The following is a 14,552-nucleotide window of genomic DNA, read 5'->3' on the forward strand; positions in this document are numbered from 1 at the left end:
CGCGCCCCCGAGAATACGATGCGGAACCGTTTTTCAAAGCCCCAAAGAAGGATCGACGCATGACCGACAAGAGAGTCCGCATCCTGGTCGCCAAGCCCGGCCTCGACGGGCACGACCGCGGGGTCAAGACCGTCTGCCTCGCCCTGCGCGACGCCGGCTTCGAGGTGATCTACACCGGCCTGCACAAGACCCCGGACCAGATCGTCCGCGCCGCGCTCCAGGAGGACGTCGACGTGATCGGCCTCTCCATCCTCTCCGGCGCGCACGTGCCGATCTCGACCGAGGTCAAACAGAAGATGCGCGACGCCGGCATCGGCGACACGCTGTTGCTCGTCGGCGGCGTGATCCCGGGTCGGGACGTCCCGAAGCTCGAGGCCGCGGGCGTCGACGGCGTCTTCCCGGTCGCGTCCCCTTACGACGCGATCGTCGCGTTCATCAAGGAAAAGCTCCATGTCTGACAAGAGCGAACCGAAGAAGCCGAGGAAGGAGGCACCGCCGCGCTTCCTGGAGTCCGGGATCGAGGTCAAGCCCTGCTACGGCCCGGAGGACGTCGCGGGGATCGACTTCGCGCGCGAGGTCGGCAAGCCCGGCGAGTTCCCGTTCACGCGCGGCATCCACCCCGGGATGTACCGCTCGCGCCCGTTCACCATGCGGCAGTACGCCGGCTTCGGCGCGCCGCACGAGGCGAACGGCCGCTTCAAGTACCTCATCGAGCACGGGCAGAACGCGCTCAACGTGGCGTTCGACCTGCCGACGCAGAACGGGCTCGACTCCGACGATCCGCGCGCCGCCAACGAGGTCGGGCGCGTGGGCATGGCGATCGACACGCTCGCCGACATGGAGACCGCGTTCGACGGGATCGACCTGTCGAAGATCTCGGTTTCTCTCACCATCAACCCGGTCGCGTCGATCATGATCGGCATGTACAAGGTGGTGGCCGAGAAGCAGGGCGTGCCGAACGATAAGATCATGGGCACGGCGCAGAACGACATCCTCAAGGAGTACGTCGGCCGCGGCACGTGGATTTACGCGGTCGAGCCGTCGCTGCGCCTGATCACCGACACGATCGAGTACTGCGCGAAGGAGCTGCCGCGCTACTTCCCGGTGTCGGTGTGCGGCTACCACATCCGCGAGTCGGGCGCGACGCCGGTGCAGGAGATGGCCTACGCCTTCTGCATCGCGAAGGAGTACGCGCGGCGGGCCATGGAACGCGGCCTCGCCCCGGACGACTTCCTCGGCCGGACGAGCTTCAACCTGGACATCTACGGCAACTTCTTCGAGCAGATCGCCAAGTTCCGCGCCGGCCGCAGGCTCTGGGCGAAGATCTGCCGCGACGAGCTCGGCGCGAAGAAGCCGGAGTCGATGATGCTCCGCGGGATCTTCGGCGGCGGCGGCGGCGGGCTCACGATCGAGGAGCCGGAGAACAACATCGTCCGCACCGCGTACTACGCGCTCGCCTCGGCGCTCTCCGGCACGCAGACGATGGCGCTGTGCTGCTACGACGAGGCGTACACGATCCCCTCGGAGCGCTCTTCGCTCATCGCGCTGCGCACCATGCAGATCCTCCAGGAGGAGGTCGGCCTCTGCGACACGGTCGATCCGTTCGGCGGCTCCTACTACGTCGAGGCGCTCACGAGCGAGATCGAGCGGCGCATCGTCGACGAGATGGCGAAGGTCGACAGGATGGGCGGCATCGTCCGCTGCGTCGAGAACGGCACCATCCAGCGGATCGTGGCGCGCCAGGCGTACGACGAGGAGCGGAAGATCCGCTCGGGCGAGATCCCGAAGGTCGGGGTCAACAGGTACAGGACCGAGGAGAAGGCGTCGCGCGAGGTCCAGCTGCACGAGCTCGACCCCAGGAACCGCGAGGAGCAGATCGCGCGGCTCGGCGCGGTCAAGGCGCGGCGGGACGCGGCCGAGGTCGCGCGCTGCCTGGCGAAGCTGCGCGACAAGGCGGCGGCCACGCAGGAGAACCTGATGCCGCACCTCATGGACTGCATCCGCGCGTACTGCACGGTGGGCGAGATGAGCGCGGTGTTCTGCGAGGTGTTCGGCGAGTTCCAGGAGCCGATCGACTTCTGATCGGCGCTTTTCGGGGAGGCCTTCGATGCGCATCGGGATTGACGTGGGCGGGACGTTCACCGACTTCCTCCTGACCCACGACGACGGCACCAGCCAGGTCTACAAGGTGCTCTCCACGCCGGACGATCCGTCCGTCGCCACCATGCGCGGCATCGAGGAGATGTCCGCGGATCGGGGCGTCGCGGCGAAGGAGTTCCTGCAGGGCGTCGACGTGATCGTGCACGGCACCACGGTCACGACGAACGCGGTGCTCACGCGCACGGGCGCGAAGACGGGCCTCCTCACGACGAAGGGCGTCCGCGACGCGCTCGAGATGCGGCGTGGCATCCGCGAGGAGCAGTACAACAACCGCTTCGAGAACGTGCGGCCGCTCGCCGATCGCCGCTACCGCCGCCCGATCGCGGAGCGCCTCGACTACCGGGGCGAGGTGATCGAGCCCATCGACCTCGCGGGCGTCGAGGCCGCGATCGCGCTGTTCGAGGCCGAGGGCGTCGAGGCGGTCGCGATCTGCTTCATGAACTCGTTCGCCAACGGCGCGCACGAGGAGGCCGCGGCGCGCGTCGTCCGCGAGCGGATGCCCGGGGCGTACCTCACCGCGTCCGCGTCGTTCCTCCCGTCCATCCGGTTCTACGACCGCGTCAGCACGACCGCGCTCAACTCGTACGTCGGGCCGATCCTGCGGCGCTACCTCCAGTCGCTGCTCGCGCGCCTCGCCGCGGTGGAGTTCTCCGGCGTGCTCCTCATCATGCAGTCGAACGGCGGCGTGATCGCTCCCGAGGTCGCGATCGACAACGCGGCGGTGACCCTGCTCTCCGGGCCGGCCGGCGGGCCGGTCGCGGGCGTCTGGTACACGGCCGATCAGGGCTACGACGACTGCATCACCATGGACATGGGCGGCACCAGCTTCGACGCGGCGCTGGTCAAGGACCGTACGCCGTTCGTCACCACCGTCGGCGAGATCGATCGCCTGCGGATCGCGCTGCCGATGCTCAACGTCGTCACGATCGGCGCCGGCGGCGGCTCGATCGGCTGGATCGACGAGGGCGGGCTCCTGCGCATGGGGCCGCAGAGCGCGGGCTCCAAGCCGGGGCCGGTCTGCTACGGGCTCGGCGGCGAGCTTCCGACGTGCACGGACGCGGATCTCGTCCTCGGCTACCTCGACAAGGCCTACTTCGCGGGCGGCCGCATCCGGCTCGACCTCGAGCGGGCCGCGCGGGCGATCGAGGAGAAGCTCGCGAAGCCGCTGGGCCTCTCGCCGCACGAGGCCGCGGCCGGGATGTACAACCTCATCAACGCGAACATGGCCGCCGCGGTGCGCGAGGTGGCGGTCAAGCAGGGCCAAGACCCGCGCGACTTCCCGCTCGTGGTGGCGGGCGGCGCCGGCCCGAACCACGCGTGCCGGATCGCGCTCGAGCTCGAGATCCCGCTCCTCATCGTGCCGCGGGAGTCGTCGATCTTCTGCGCCGCGGGCATGCTCATGAGCGACCTGCGGCACAGCTTCGTGAAGACCTACGCGACGCCGCTCGCCAAAGCGGACGCGAAGCGGTTCCGGGCCCAGTTCGAGGAGATGCGCCGGACGGGCGTCGCGCTCCTCGCCTCGGAGGGGATCCCGGAGGAGCGGGCCGAGCTCGTCTACGCCCTCGATCTCCGGTACGTGAACCAGTACCACGAGGTGAGCGTCGAGGTGGGCGCCGACGAGGTCGCGGGGGGCGACTTCGCGGCGATGGCCAGGCGGTTCCACCCGAAGCACAACGCCCTCTACGGCTACTCGCTCGAGGCCGAGGGTGCGCCGGTCGAGCTCATCAACATGCGGCTCGTGACCGTAGGCGTGACCGAGAAGCCGAGGTTCCTGCCCATGGAGTGGGCGGGCGATGATCCGGCGAAGGCGCGCAAGGGCCGCAGGAAGGCCTACCTGCCGAAGGAGAAGCGGTTCGCCGAGGTCGACGTCTACGACGGCTTCAAGCTCCGGTTCGGCAACAGGATCGCGGGGCCCGCGATCATCGAGCAGGTGAACACGACGACCTTCGTGACACCCGAGTACCGGGTGATCGTGGATCGCTTCGGGAACTACACGCTGTACATGCCCGAGCGCGAGGACGAGGCGTGCGGGAGGGTGCTCAAATGGAAAAAATAGACAAGGTGCTCGCCTCGATCCTGCAGAAGCGGTTCAAGTCGATCGTCGAGGAGATGTCGATCGCCATCACCATGACGACGCGCTCGCCGATCCTCTGCGAGGCGCAGGACTTCGTCACCGGGCTGTACGACGCCGAGGGCAAGATGCTCGAGCAGAAGGAGAACCTGCCGATCCTCTCGTTCTCCCTCGGGCCGGTGTGCGAGTACATCCTCCAGTACTACGGTGACGACATCCACCCCGGCGACGTGATCTTCCACAACGACGTGTTCTCGATGGGCAACCAGAACAACGACGTGGCGGTGTACAAGCCGATCTTCCACGGCGAGCGGCTCGTGGGCTGGGCGGCGTGCAAGGGGCACCAGGCCGACATCGGCGGCGCGGTCCGCGGCGGCTACAACCCCCAGGCGACCGAGATCTGGCAGGAGGCGCTCCGCATCCCGCCCATCAAGGTGTACGAAAAGGGAAAGCTCCGGAAGGACGTCTGGGAGCTCATCTTCGCGAACATCCGCCTGCGGATGGTCGAGGAGGATCTCAAGGCGCAGATCGGCAGCTGCGTCGTCGGCGAGCGCGCGATCCAGAAGCTCGTCGAGAAGTACGGGCTCGAGGTGTTCGAGGCGCACAAGCGCTACCTGTTCGACGCCACCGAGCGGATGATGCGGGCCGAGATCCGCTCCATCCCGAGCGGCGTCTACGAGGGCGCGGCGACCGGCTACTACGACGGCCGCAACCCGGGCTCCAAGTACACCATCCGCGTGAAGATCACGGTCGAGGGCGACGGCATCGCGTTCGACTACTCGAAGACCGATCCGCAGACCAAGGGGTTCGTCAACGGCACCTTCACGTCGAGCGCGTCGGCGACGATGCTCACGTTCCTGCAGATGGTGAACCCCGACATCCCGCACAACGACGGCATGGTGCGGCCGGTGAAGATGATCATCCCGAGCGGCACGGTCGTGAACGCGGCGTACCCGGCCGCGACGACGTACGGCAACCACCTGTGCCCGATCACGGCGAGCGCCATCATGCGCGCCCTCGGGCCGGTGATCCCGGACCGCGTCACCGCCGAGTGGAACTCGCTGCTCTGCTCGCTCACGACCGGCACCGATCCGCGCAAGGGCGAGCACTACGTGGACATCTGCTTCATGGGGCTCAAGGGCGGCTCGGGCGCCATCCAGGGGTGCGACGGGTACGATCACATCGGCATGATCGACGCCTCCGGCGGCGTGCTCGACCAGGACTACGAGATGTTCGAGCAGCAGACGCCGCACCGGATCCTCCAGCACGAGTACTGGACCGACTCCGCGGGCGCCGGCGAGTGGCGCGGCGGGCTCGGCGTGGTGACCCGGTTCGCGCTCGGCGGCGAGGGCAACACGCTCGTCACCTTCGGCGAGGGCGACGTGGAGCGGCCGCTCGGCGCGTTCGGCGGCAGGCCCGGACCGCTCAACGCGATGACCCTCACCTACCCCGACGGCAAGGTCGTCGCGCCGACCACCAAGGATCTCATCAAGGACGTCCCGGCCGGCACGATCTACTTCCAGGAGGCCGGCGGCGGCGGCGGCTGGGGCGACCCCAGGCGGCGCAAGGTCGAGAAGGTGCTCGACGACGTCCGCAACGAGAAGGTCAGCCCCGCGAGCGCCCGGGACGACTACGGCGTGGCGATCGACGAGAAGACGATGACCGTGGACGAGAGGGCGACCGAGAAGCTGAGAAGCTAGCCGGTGGACAGTGGACTTTGTGGACGCAGTGGACCAAGTGGACTGGGTGGACGTCCACTGCGTCCACAAAGTCCACTGCGTCCACAAAGTCCACCAGCCCCCCCCCCTGCGCTTTTTCGGCAACCTTTTCTCGAAACGGCCGATAGATCCTGTGTGGAGCGCGAAAACGAACGCCTGATCCCGACCCACGGTGGCTACCGCAAGCTCAAGAGCTTCCAGGTCGCGCAGCTCGCCTACGACGTAACCGTCCGCTTCTGTGACCGCTATGTGGACAGGTTCAGCCGGACCCGCGACCAGATGGTCCAGGCGGCGCGGTCGGGCGTGCAGAACATCGCAGAGGGGAGCCAGGCGTCGGGCACCTCGAAAAAGACCGAGCTCAAACTCACCAGCGTAGCCCGCTCGAGCCTCGAGGAACTCCGCGTCGACTACGAAGACTTCCTGCGCCACCGAGGTCTGGAGTGCTGGACAGACGAGATCCGCGGGGCGCCGCGCTGATCGCCAGGAGGCCGCGCTGCGCGGAAGAAGTCGCGGACTGGGTGAGAGAAACCAGGAATGGACCACGTGGACACAATGGACGCAGTGGACACGGCGGACCGGCCACCGAGTCCACTAAGTCCACTAAGTCCACCGCGTCCACTTCCTCCTCCGGTCCCTCCTCCGCCGAGATCGCGGCCAACGGGGCGCTCGCGCTCGTCCGCGTGGCGTGCATCTTGTTGGATCGACAGATCGCGTCCCTAGCTCGAAGCTTCCAGGCTCAAGGCGGCTTCGCGGAACGACTGTACAGGGTGCGGTCGGCCGCTAGAAAGCCCGCGTAGCTCCTCTTCCTACCACGTTGATCTCGCCCCGACGATGACCTATAGTTTGCCGTCCCCGAGAGAGAAAACCGCGTCCAACGAGGAGGGATCATGAAACCCGGAGAGAAGAAGTATCCCCACATCTTCAGCCCAGCGAAGCTCGGCAAGATGGAGGTCAAGAACCGCATCAAGTACGCCTCCACGGAGACCAACTTCAACTACGGCGACGGCTTCGTGGCGGACAAGGAGATCGCGTACATGGAGGCCCAGGCGCGCGGCGGCGCCGGCATGGTCACCACCCAGGGCGCGTACACCGATCCCCGCGGCGAGGGCCAGGGCTACGTGGGCATGATGGGCATCTGGGACGACAAGTTCATCCCGGGCCTCAAGAAGATCAACGACGCCATCCACAAGCACGGCGCCAAGTCGGTGCTCCAGCTCATGCACTGCGGGCGCGTCGGCGGCATCAACCTGCACTACACGGTCGGCCCGTCCCAGGTGAAGCAGCGCATCCCGCGCTTCCGCGAGCCTGTCGAGATGACGCGCGAGCAGATCGAGATGGGGATCCAGGAGCACGTGCTCGGCGCCCGCCGCTGCGTGGAGGCCGGCTACGACGCGGTCGAGATCTCCGGCATCGTCGGCTACCTCATCTCCAACTTCATCTCGAGCTACACGAACCAGCGCACGGACGAGTACGGCGGCTCGGTGGCGGGCCGCGCCAAGTTCATGACCGACATCGTGAGCCGCATCCGCAAGGAGGTCGGCCCCGACTACCCCATCATCATTCGCCTGTGCGCGGACGAGCTGCTCCACGATCGCGGCGGCAACAAGCCGGAGGAGTCGCTCGAGGTGATCAAGCTCGCCGAGAAGGCGGGCGCCGACTGCCTCTCCGTCACCGCGGGCTGGCAGGAGTCGGCCGTGTCGGTCATCTCGCGCGACTGCAAGATGGGGCAGTGGCTCTTCCTCGCCAAGCGCGTGCGCGAGGCGCTCGAGCCCACGACCTCCGTGTCGATGGCGTACCGCCTCTTCGTGCCCGAGCTGCCGGAGCAGGCTATCGCGAAGAAGGAGCTCGACTTCTGGGAGATGTGCCGCCCGATGATCGCGGACCCGTTCCTGCCGCTCAAGATCATGGAGGACCGACAGAAGGACATCATCCCGTGCATGGCGTGCAACATCTGCCTGGCGCGCCTCTTCCGCGACGCGGAGCTCAACTGCATGGTGCGGCCGTCGCTCGGCCACGAGTCGGAGCCGGAGTTCGGCTTCTACGGGTTCCCGAAGGTCGCGCAGCCCAAGCAGATCTGGGTGGTCGGCGCGGGGATCGCCGGCATGCAGGCCGCGGCGATCGCCGCGGAGAAGGGCCACCAGGTCACGGTGTTCGACAAGCGCGATCACGTCGGCGGCCAGGCGGCGACCGCGTCGCACGGCCCGTACGGCGACGAGGAGTTCATGCGCCTCGTCAACTACCTCAAGGCGTACTGCGACAAGGGCAAGGTGAAGTTCGAGCTCAACCGCGCGCTGACCGCCGAGGAGCTGAAGGCGAGCGGCGCGGACGAGATCGTCGTCGCGACGGGCGCGGCGCCGAGGAGCGCGCTCCCGGGAGCGGACGGCAAGAACGTTGTGTCGTGCCTCAACGTGATGGACGGGGTGGCGAAGCTCGGCAAGTCCGTCGCGATCCTCGGCTCGGGCGGCGTCGCGATCGCGACCGCGCTCTACCTGCTCGAGAAGGGCGGCGTGCAGATCGCGCTCGTGCACCAGGGCAAGAAGCCGGGCGCGGACGTGAACCCGAGCTACATCTGGCGCTACATGAGCAAGCTCAAGGAGGGCAAGGTGGCGCTGGTCTCGTTCGCCAAGCCCAAGGAGATCACGGCGAAGGGGATCCAGGTCGAGACGCCGGACGGCGAGAAGCTCGTCGAGGCCGAGACCGTCATCCTCGCCGACATGTTCTCCGTGAACGACCTGGCGAAGGCGCGCAAGGGCGTCTACGTCATCGGGGATGCGCTCACACCGCGGCGCGGCAACTCGGCGGTTCTCGACGGCTACAAGATGGGCATGCGCCTCTAGGGGCGACGAGGAGGACGACATGATACCGAAGATCGACGTTTTCCGCTGCGACGGCTGCGGCGTCTGCGTGAAGCACTGCCCGCCCCAGATCATCGGGCTGGTGAAGAACAAGGCCGCCATCCTCATCGACCTGTGCGAGGAGTGCGGCATCTGCTTCGAGGCGTGCAAGACGGGCGCCATCCACTTCAGGCTCCCGAACAAGGGCGTCGAGGCGGCCTCGGACGCGTACGCGACGCCGCGCGCCTACACCCCGAACCCCGGCAACTGGAGCGTGGGCGTGCCCCGCGGTTACGACGGCGAGGGCAACGCCGCGAAGAAAGGCTGAGCCATGAAGGTCAACAAGATCGATCACCTCTGCATCGCGGTGAAGGACCTGGATCAGGCCATGAAGGCGTGGGAGCCGGTGCTCGGCAAGCCCAAGCCCGACGACCCGTACATCGACGAGCCGGAGAAGATCCGCGTCGCGCGCTACTGGCTCGGCGGGGTCGGCTTCGAGCTGATGGAGTCGACGAGCCCCGACGGCGACGTCGCCAAGTGGATCGAGAAGAACGGCGAGGGGATCATGCTCGTCGGCCTCAACGTCGACAACACCCGCGCGGCGATTGGCGAGCTCGAGCCCAAGGGCTACAGGTTCATCCCGAACCCCAAGCCGCTCGCCGACGATCCGAGCAAGAAGTCGCGCGCCTTCCGCGACTGCGAGTTCGCCTTCATCCACCCCAAGAACGTGAACGGCGTGCTGCTCGAGCTCATCGACTACAAGTGGGACGAGCTCAAGTAGGGGCAACCCTGCGTGGTTGCCCTATGGTAGGGGCAACCCTGCGTGGTTGCCCTATGGAACACGTGCGCGATCGACGATCGACCGAGGGGCAGACACGTAGGTCTGCCCCTACAGGGGTTCCGGCAACGGTCCCGAGATCACCTCGCAACCGTCCTCCGTGACAAGGATGTCGTCCTCGAGGCGCACGCCGAACTCGCCCGGCAGGTAGACGCCCGGCTCGGCGGTGAGCACCATGCCCGGCAGGAGCGGCTGCGTGTTCCCGCGCGCGCAGATCGGCTCCTCGTGGAACTCGAGGCCGATCCCGTGGCCGCCGCGGTGCGTGAAGAACGCCCCGTAGCCCGCGCGCTCGATCACCCGCCGCGCCGCGAGATCGACCTCCTCGGCCCTCGCTCCCGGGCGCGCCGCGTCGATCGCCGCGGCCTCGGCCTCGCGCACGATCCCGTGGATCTCGCGCATCCTCGGGGACGGCCTCCCGAAGAAGAAGGCGCGCGTGACGTCCGACCTGTAGCCCTCGACCCGGTCCCCGGCGTCGATGACGATCGCGTCGCCCGGCCGCAGCCGCCCGTCCCGGCCGTTCTCGTTCGGGAGCGACGTCGTCCTCCCGATCTGCACCATGGCGCTCGGCCCGAACGCGGCCGCGAGCTCGCGCTCGCTCATCCCTTCCTTCAGCACCTCGGGGACGCCGGCCATGCGCGCCATCGTGCGGCCCGCCGCCTCCCGAAGGCACGCGATCTCGGCCGGGCTCTTCAGCGCGCGCAGGCGATCCGTCGCCGCACGGGAGTCGACGAGCTGCGCACCCGGTAACGCCTCCGCGAGCGCGAGGACGAAGTGGTACGGAACGGTCGCCTCGAGCCCCACGCGCGGGTGCGCCCCGCACCCCGAGGAGATGATCCGGGCGAGGAGCGCGTACTGGTCCTCCTCCCGCTCGTCGTCGAACGGGTGCAGGCGCGCGGGCACAGGGCACGCCGCGAGCTGCGCCTCCTCGAAGCGCGCGCCGACGAGATCGAGGCTCCCGTCGGCCCGGACGAGCGCGACGAAGAGCCGGTGGCGCTCCCTGGCGTGCATGAGCCCCGTGAAGTAGTAAAAATTCGGTCCCGGCAGGAGCACGAGGCAGTCGGCGCGGATGTCCCGCATCGCGGCCGCAGAGCGACCGAGCCTCTCGCTCCGCTCGGCCGGCGTGATCCGGATCATGGCTATGGGTTTCCGCGCCCGGGGCCGTCCTTCGGGAACGCGAGCGCCTCGGTGAGGACGTACGCCGCCTGGAGATACGACGTCGGGCAGAGCGGGAAGCACTCCTTGCAGGCGTCGCACTCCTTCGCGGCGATCTCCGGAACGAAGCTGATCTCCTTCCAGATCCCCCGATCGATGAACCCGACGGCGTGCTTCCCCTTCACCTCGGCGCAGTACCGGACGCACAGGCCGCAGTGGACGCAGAACGAGGGCTCCTTTTCGAAGCGGTTCACGTCCGCGCCGTACTCTTTCGCCAGATCGCGCAGCGCAGGAGAGTCCGGCGCGTGCGCGAGCAGGAGCTCGAGCAGCGTCTTGCGGATTCGGTCCACCTTCTCGGACCTGGTCCGGACGACCAGGCCCTTCTCCGCCGGGTAGACGCAGGAGACGACGAGCCGTGTCCCGCCGCGTGCCGCCACCTCCACGATGCAGAGCCGGCAGCCGCCGAACGGCTCCAGGCGATCGTCGTGGCAGAGCGTGGGGATGCGGATTCCGGCGCCCCGCGCCGCCTCGAGCACCGTCGCCCCCTCCGCCGCCAGGATCTCCTTGCCGTCGATCTTCAAGGGTATCCCGCTCACGCCTCGGCCCCCTTCCTGCGCACCGCCCGCTGGTCCTCGGGCGGCGGCGGCGGCACCGGCACCCCCGACAGCTTCATCACCGCGCCGAACTTCGGCGGGCAGACCTCGAGGCAGTTGCCGCAATTCGTGCACTTCTCCTGATCGATGACGTGGATCCGCTTCTTGCCGCCGTCGATCGCCTGGGCCGGGCACTTCCTGAGGCAGATCATGCACGCCTGGCACTTCTCCGGGTCGATGTGGTAGTGGATGAGCGCCTTGCAGGACAGCGCCGGGCACCGCCTCTCCTTGATGTGCGCGTCGTATTCGCTCCGGAAGTAGCGCAGCGTGCTCAGGAACGGGTTGGGCGCCGTCTTGCCGAGCGCGCAGAGCGAGGCCTCGATCGCCGTCTCGGACAGCTCCTGCAGGGTCTGGATGTCCTCCTCCCGCCCCTTGCCCAGGGTGATGTTCGTGAGGATCTTGTGCATCTGCCGGAGGCCCTCGCGGCACGGGACGCACTTGCCGCACGACTCGCCCGTGAGGAAGTCGACGAAGTACCGGGCCACGTCGACCATGCAGGTGTTCTCGTCCATGACGATCATGCCGCCCGAGCCCATCATCGAGCCCGCCCGGGTGAGCTCGTCGAAGCCGACCTGCAGGTCCAGGAGCTCGCCCGGGATGCACCCGCCCGACGGCCCGCCGGTCTGCACCGCCTTGAACCTCTTGCCGCCCGGGATGCCACCGCCGATCTTGTAGATGATGTCCCGAAGCGTGATCCCCATCGGCACCTCCACGAGGCCGGTGTTCGTGATCTTGCCGACCAGGGAGAAGATCTTCGTGCCCTTGCTCGTCTCGGTCCCGTACTGCGTGAACCAATCGGCACCCCTGTTGATGATGAGCGGCACGTTCGCCCACGTCTCGACGTTGTTCAGCACGCTCGGACGGTTCCACAGCCCCTTGATGTTGGAGCGGACGTACTTCGGTCTGGGCTCGCCCGCCCGGCCCTCGAGGGCTGTCATCAGGGCGGTCGACTCGCCGCACACGAACGCGCCGGCGCCCCTATGCACCTTGACGACGAGGTCGAACCCCGAGCCGAGGATGTCCTTCCCGAGCAGGCCGTACGCCTCGGCCTGCTCGATGGCGAGGTTGATGTTCTCCACGGCGAGCGGGTACTCCTGCCGCACGTAGACGTACCCCTCGTTCGCGCCGACGGCGTAGCCGCCGATGATCAGCCCCTCGAGGATGGAGTGAGGGTTCCCCTCGAGGAGCGCCCGGTCCATGAAGGCGCCGGGATCGCCCTCGTCGGCGTTGACGATCACGTACTTCGTCCTCTCCGAGGCGTTGCGGGAGCCCTCCCACTTCTGCCCGGCCGGGAAGCCGCCACCGCCGCGCCCCCGCAGGTTGGACTTCTTGATCTCCTCCACCACGTCGACCGCGGACATCCCGGTGAGCGCCTTGGCCAGCGCCGAGTAGCCGCCGATGGCCAGGTAGTCGTCGATGCTCTTGGAGTCGATCCGGATGTTGTTGCACAGGACGTTCCGGACCTGGTTCCCGTAGAACGGGATGTCGGACTCGTGGACCGCCCGATCGCCAGTCGAAGGATCGACGAACAGCAGGCGCTCGACGACCTTCTTCTCCCGGATGGTCTGCGATACGATCTCTGGGACGTCACCGGGCTTCACCTGCAGGTAGCAGATCTCCTCGGGGTAGATGACGACCACCGGCCCCCGCTCGCAGAAGCCGGGGCACCCGGTCCCCTTGGTGCTCACGGACGCCGAAAGGCCCTGCCGCTCGATCTCCGCCCGGAACGCGGCAATCACCTCGCCCGCGCCCGAGGCGAGGCACCCGGAGCCCGCGCAGATCGAGATGACCGGCGCCGCGGGATCCCTCCGGGACAGGATCTCCCGTCTCAACTTCTCCAGCTCGTCGGGCGAATTCAACCGCGTCATCGCACTCCCCTACTTGTAGCCCTTCAGCACCTCCGCCGATTCGGCCGGAGTGAGCTTGCCGTACGTCTTCCCGTCGATCTCCATCACCGGCCCGAGCGCGCAGCAGCCCAGGCAGTTGACAGTCTCCAGGCTGAAGCTCAGATCCAGGTCGGTCTCGCCGGGCATGATCCCGGTCTGCTCCCGAAGCGTGTCGAGGATGCGGGTCGCGCCGCGGACGTGACACGCGGTGCCGACACAGACGTGGACCTGATGGAGCCCCTTGGGGACCAGGCTGAACGCCTTGTAGAAGGTCGCGATGTGCTGGATCCGGCTCAAGGGGACCTGCAGCCTCTCGGCGACCCGATCCAGCGCCTCCTTGGGCAGCCAGCGGTTCTCGCTCTGGATCTCCAGCAACACCTGGATGAGCGAGCTCGCCTCCCCGCGATGCCTCTCGATGATCCTGTCGATGCTCTCGATGTCCATGTCCGCTTCCCTGACGCCTTACGCCAGCGAGTAGCGCTTGCGCTCGACGTCGTACTTGACCAACCCGTGCCTCGACGAGGCGTTCATGTGTTTCGACACGTCGGACGGGCTCAGGCTCAACCGCCGCGAGATCTCTCCCGTCGGCAGGGGCCCCTCTCCGAGGAGCAGCATGATCCGGCTCAGCTCCCACTTCTCCGCGATGATCTCCCGGAAGAGCCGCACGACCTCGCCGCTCTCGAAGAACCTCTCGTACTCTTCCTTCGTCTTCGAAGGCGCCCTGAGCCTCTCCCGCTCCACCAGCCGCAGGTACGGGACGATCCGCTCGGCGGCCTCGAGCTTGAGCTTCAGCGCTCCGGGCTCCATCCCCTCGGCCGTCCCGAGCGGTCCGAGCCCCTTGATCTTCTTCGTGAAGCCGTCGATGGCCTCGGCCAGGATGTTGCCGTCCCCGCCGGACATGAAGGTGATGTTCAGCCGCTCCGGGTAGAGCCCCATGTGCGCCAGCAGGAACCTCGCGACGTGCACCATGGCCAACGCGTCGTAGTTCCCGTGCGTGACGTAGTTGCACTCGTTCAACCGGCAGCCGCCGATGAACACGCCGTCGTGTCCGTTCGCGAAGGCCCTGAGCACGAACCTCAGATCCACCCTTCCCGAGCACATGACGCGAACCAGCCTGATCTCACTCGAATACTGTAGCCGGGAAACTCCGGCCATGTCCGCCGCTCCGTATGCTCACCAGTGGCAGACGAAACCCAGCATCCTCGGCTTGAACTCGAGACTCTGGCTCATCGTCACCCTC

At 67.5% G+C, this 14,552-nt stretch carries 12 protein-coding genes and 1 pseudogene; 8 read left to right on the forward strand and 5 right to left on the reverse strand.

Going from position 1 to position 14,552, the window contains the following annotated elements; genetic code table 11:
- The first annotated feature begins 59 nt into the window (after positions 1 to 59).
- The 8 genes and pseudogenes from M0R80_12490 (at position 60) to M0R80_12525 (ending at position 9,564) form a co-directional block, all read left to right on the forward strand.
- Positions 60 to 458 (forward strand): cobalamin B12-binding domain-containing protein, encoded by a 399-nt coding sequence (locus M0R80_12490; protein ID MCK9460449.1) that lies wholly within the window; start codon positions 60 to 62, stop codon positions 456 to 458.
- Positions 451 to 2,082: a methylmalonyl-CoA mutase family protein gene (locus M0R80_12495; GenBank protein ID MCK9460450.1), complete on the forward strand. Its 1,632-nt coding sequence runs from the start codon at positions 451 to 453 to the stop codon at positions 2,080 to 2,082. Before M0R80_12490 ends, M0R80_12495 begins: the two co-directional genes overlap by 8 nt.
- A 25-nt stretch (positions 2,083 to 2,107) precedes the next feature.
- Entirely contained in the window at positions 2,108 to 4,216 is a 2,109-nt protein-coding gene (locus M0R80_12500; GenBank protein ID MCK9460451.1) for a hydantoinase/oxoprolinase family protein, read from the forward strand.
- Positions 4,204 to 5,931, forward strand: a complete 1,728-nt coding sequence (locus tag M0R80_12505) for a hydantoinase B/oxoprolinase family protein (protein ID MCK9460452.1) — start codon at positions 4,204 to 4,206, stop codon at positions 5,929 to 5,931. The genes M0R80_12500 and M0R80_12505 overlap by 13 nt, the downstream gene beginning before the upstream one ends.
- A gap of 153 nt (positions 5,932 to 6,084) precedes the next feature.
- Positions 6,085 to 6,746, forward strand: a pseudogene (locus M0R80_12510) (four helix bundle suffix domain-containing protein).
- A 90-nt stretch (positions 6,747 to 6,836) separates the two neighbouring features.
- Entirely contained in the window at positions 6,837 to 8,786 is a 1,950-nt protein-coding gene (locus M0R80_12515) for an FAD-dependent oxidoreductase (GenBank protein MCK9460453.1), read from the forward strand.
- Between the two features lie 19 nt (positions 8,787 to 8,805).
- Positions 8,806 to 9,111 (forward strand): 4Fe-4S binding protein, encoded by a 306-nt coding sequence (locus M0R80_12520; protein ID MCK9460454.1) that lies wholly within the window; start codon positions 8,806 to 8,808, stop codon positions 9,109 to 9,111.
- A 3-nt stretch (positions 9,112 to 9,114) separates the two neighbouring features.
- Complete coding sequence (locus M0R80_12525) at positions 9,115 to 9,564, forward strand: VOC family protein (protein ID MCK9460455.1); 450 nt, start codon at positions 9,115 to 9,117, stop codon at positions 9,562 to 9,564.
- Between the two features lie 108 nt (positions 9,565 to 9,672).
- On the opposite strand, the gene M0R80_12530 is transcribed toward M0R80_12525, so the two are convergent.
- Genes M0R80_12530 through M0R80_12550 form a run of 5 tightly spaced genes read right to left on the reverse strand, consistent with a single transcriptional unit; the run spans position 9,673 to position 14,542 of the window.
- Positions 9,673 to 10,755 (reverse strand): Xaa-Pro peptidase family protein, encoded by a 1,083-nt coding sequence (locus M0R80_12530; GenBank protein MCK9460456.1) that lies wholly within the window; start codon positions 10,753 to 10,755, stop codon positions 9,673 to 9,675.
- A 2-nt stretch (positions 10,756 to 10,757) separates the two neighbouring features.
- Positions 10,758 to 11,369 (reverse strand): 2Fe-2S iron-sulfur cluster-binding protein, encoded by a 612-nt coding sequence (locus M0R80_12535; protein ID MCK9460457.1) that lies wholly within the window; start codon positions 11,367 to 11,369, stop codon positions 10,758 to 10,760.
- Positions 11,366 to 13,294: a 4Fe-4S binding protein gene (locus tag M0R80_12540; GenBank protein MCK9460458.1), complete on the reverse strand. Its 1,929-nt coding sequence runs from the start codon at positions 13,292 to 13,294 to the stop codon at positions 11,366 to 11,368. The genes M0R80_12535 and M0R80_12540 overlap by 4 nt, the downstream gene beginning before the upstream one ends.
- A 9-nt stretch (positions 13,295 to 13,303) precedes the next feature.
- Complete coding sequence (locus tag M0R80_12545) at positions 13,304 to 13,756, reverse strand: NAD(P)H-dependent oxidoreductase subunit E (GenBank protein MCK9460459.1); 453 nt, start codon at positions 13,754 to 13,756, stop codon at positions 13,304 to 13,306.
- A gap of 18 nt (positions 13,757 to 13,774) precedes the next feature.
- Positions 13,775 to 14,542, reverse strand: a complete 768-nt coding sequence (locus tag M0R80_12550) for a hydrogenase iron-sulfur subunit (protein ID MCK9460460.1) — start codon at positions 14,540 to 14,542, stop codon at positions 13,775 to 13,777.
- Between the last annotated feature and the right edge of the window lie 10 nt (positions 14,543 to 14,552).

This window comes from Pseudomonadota bacterium (assembly GCA_023229365.1).
Classification (GTDB): Bacteria; Myxococcota_A; Polyangia; order JAAYKL01; family JAAYKL01; genus JALNZK01.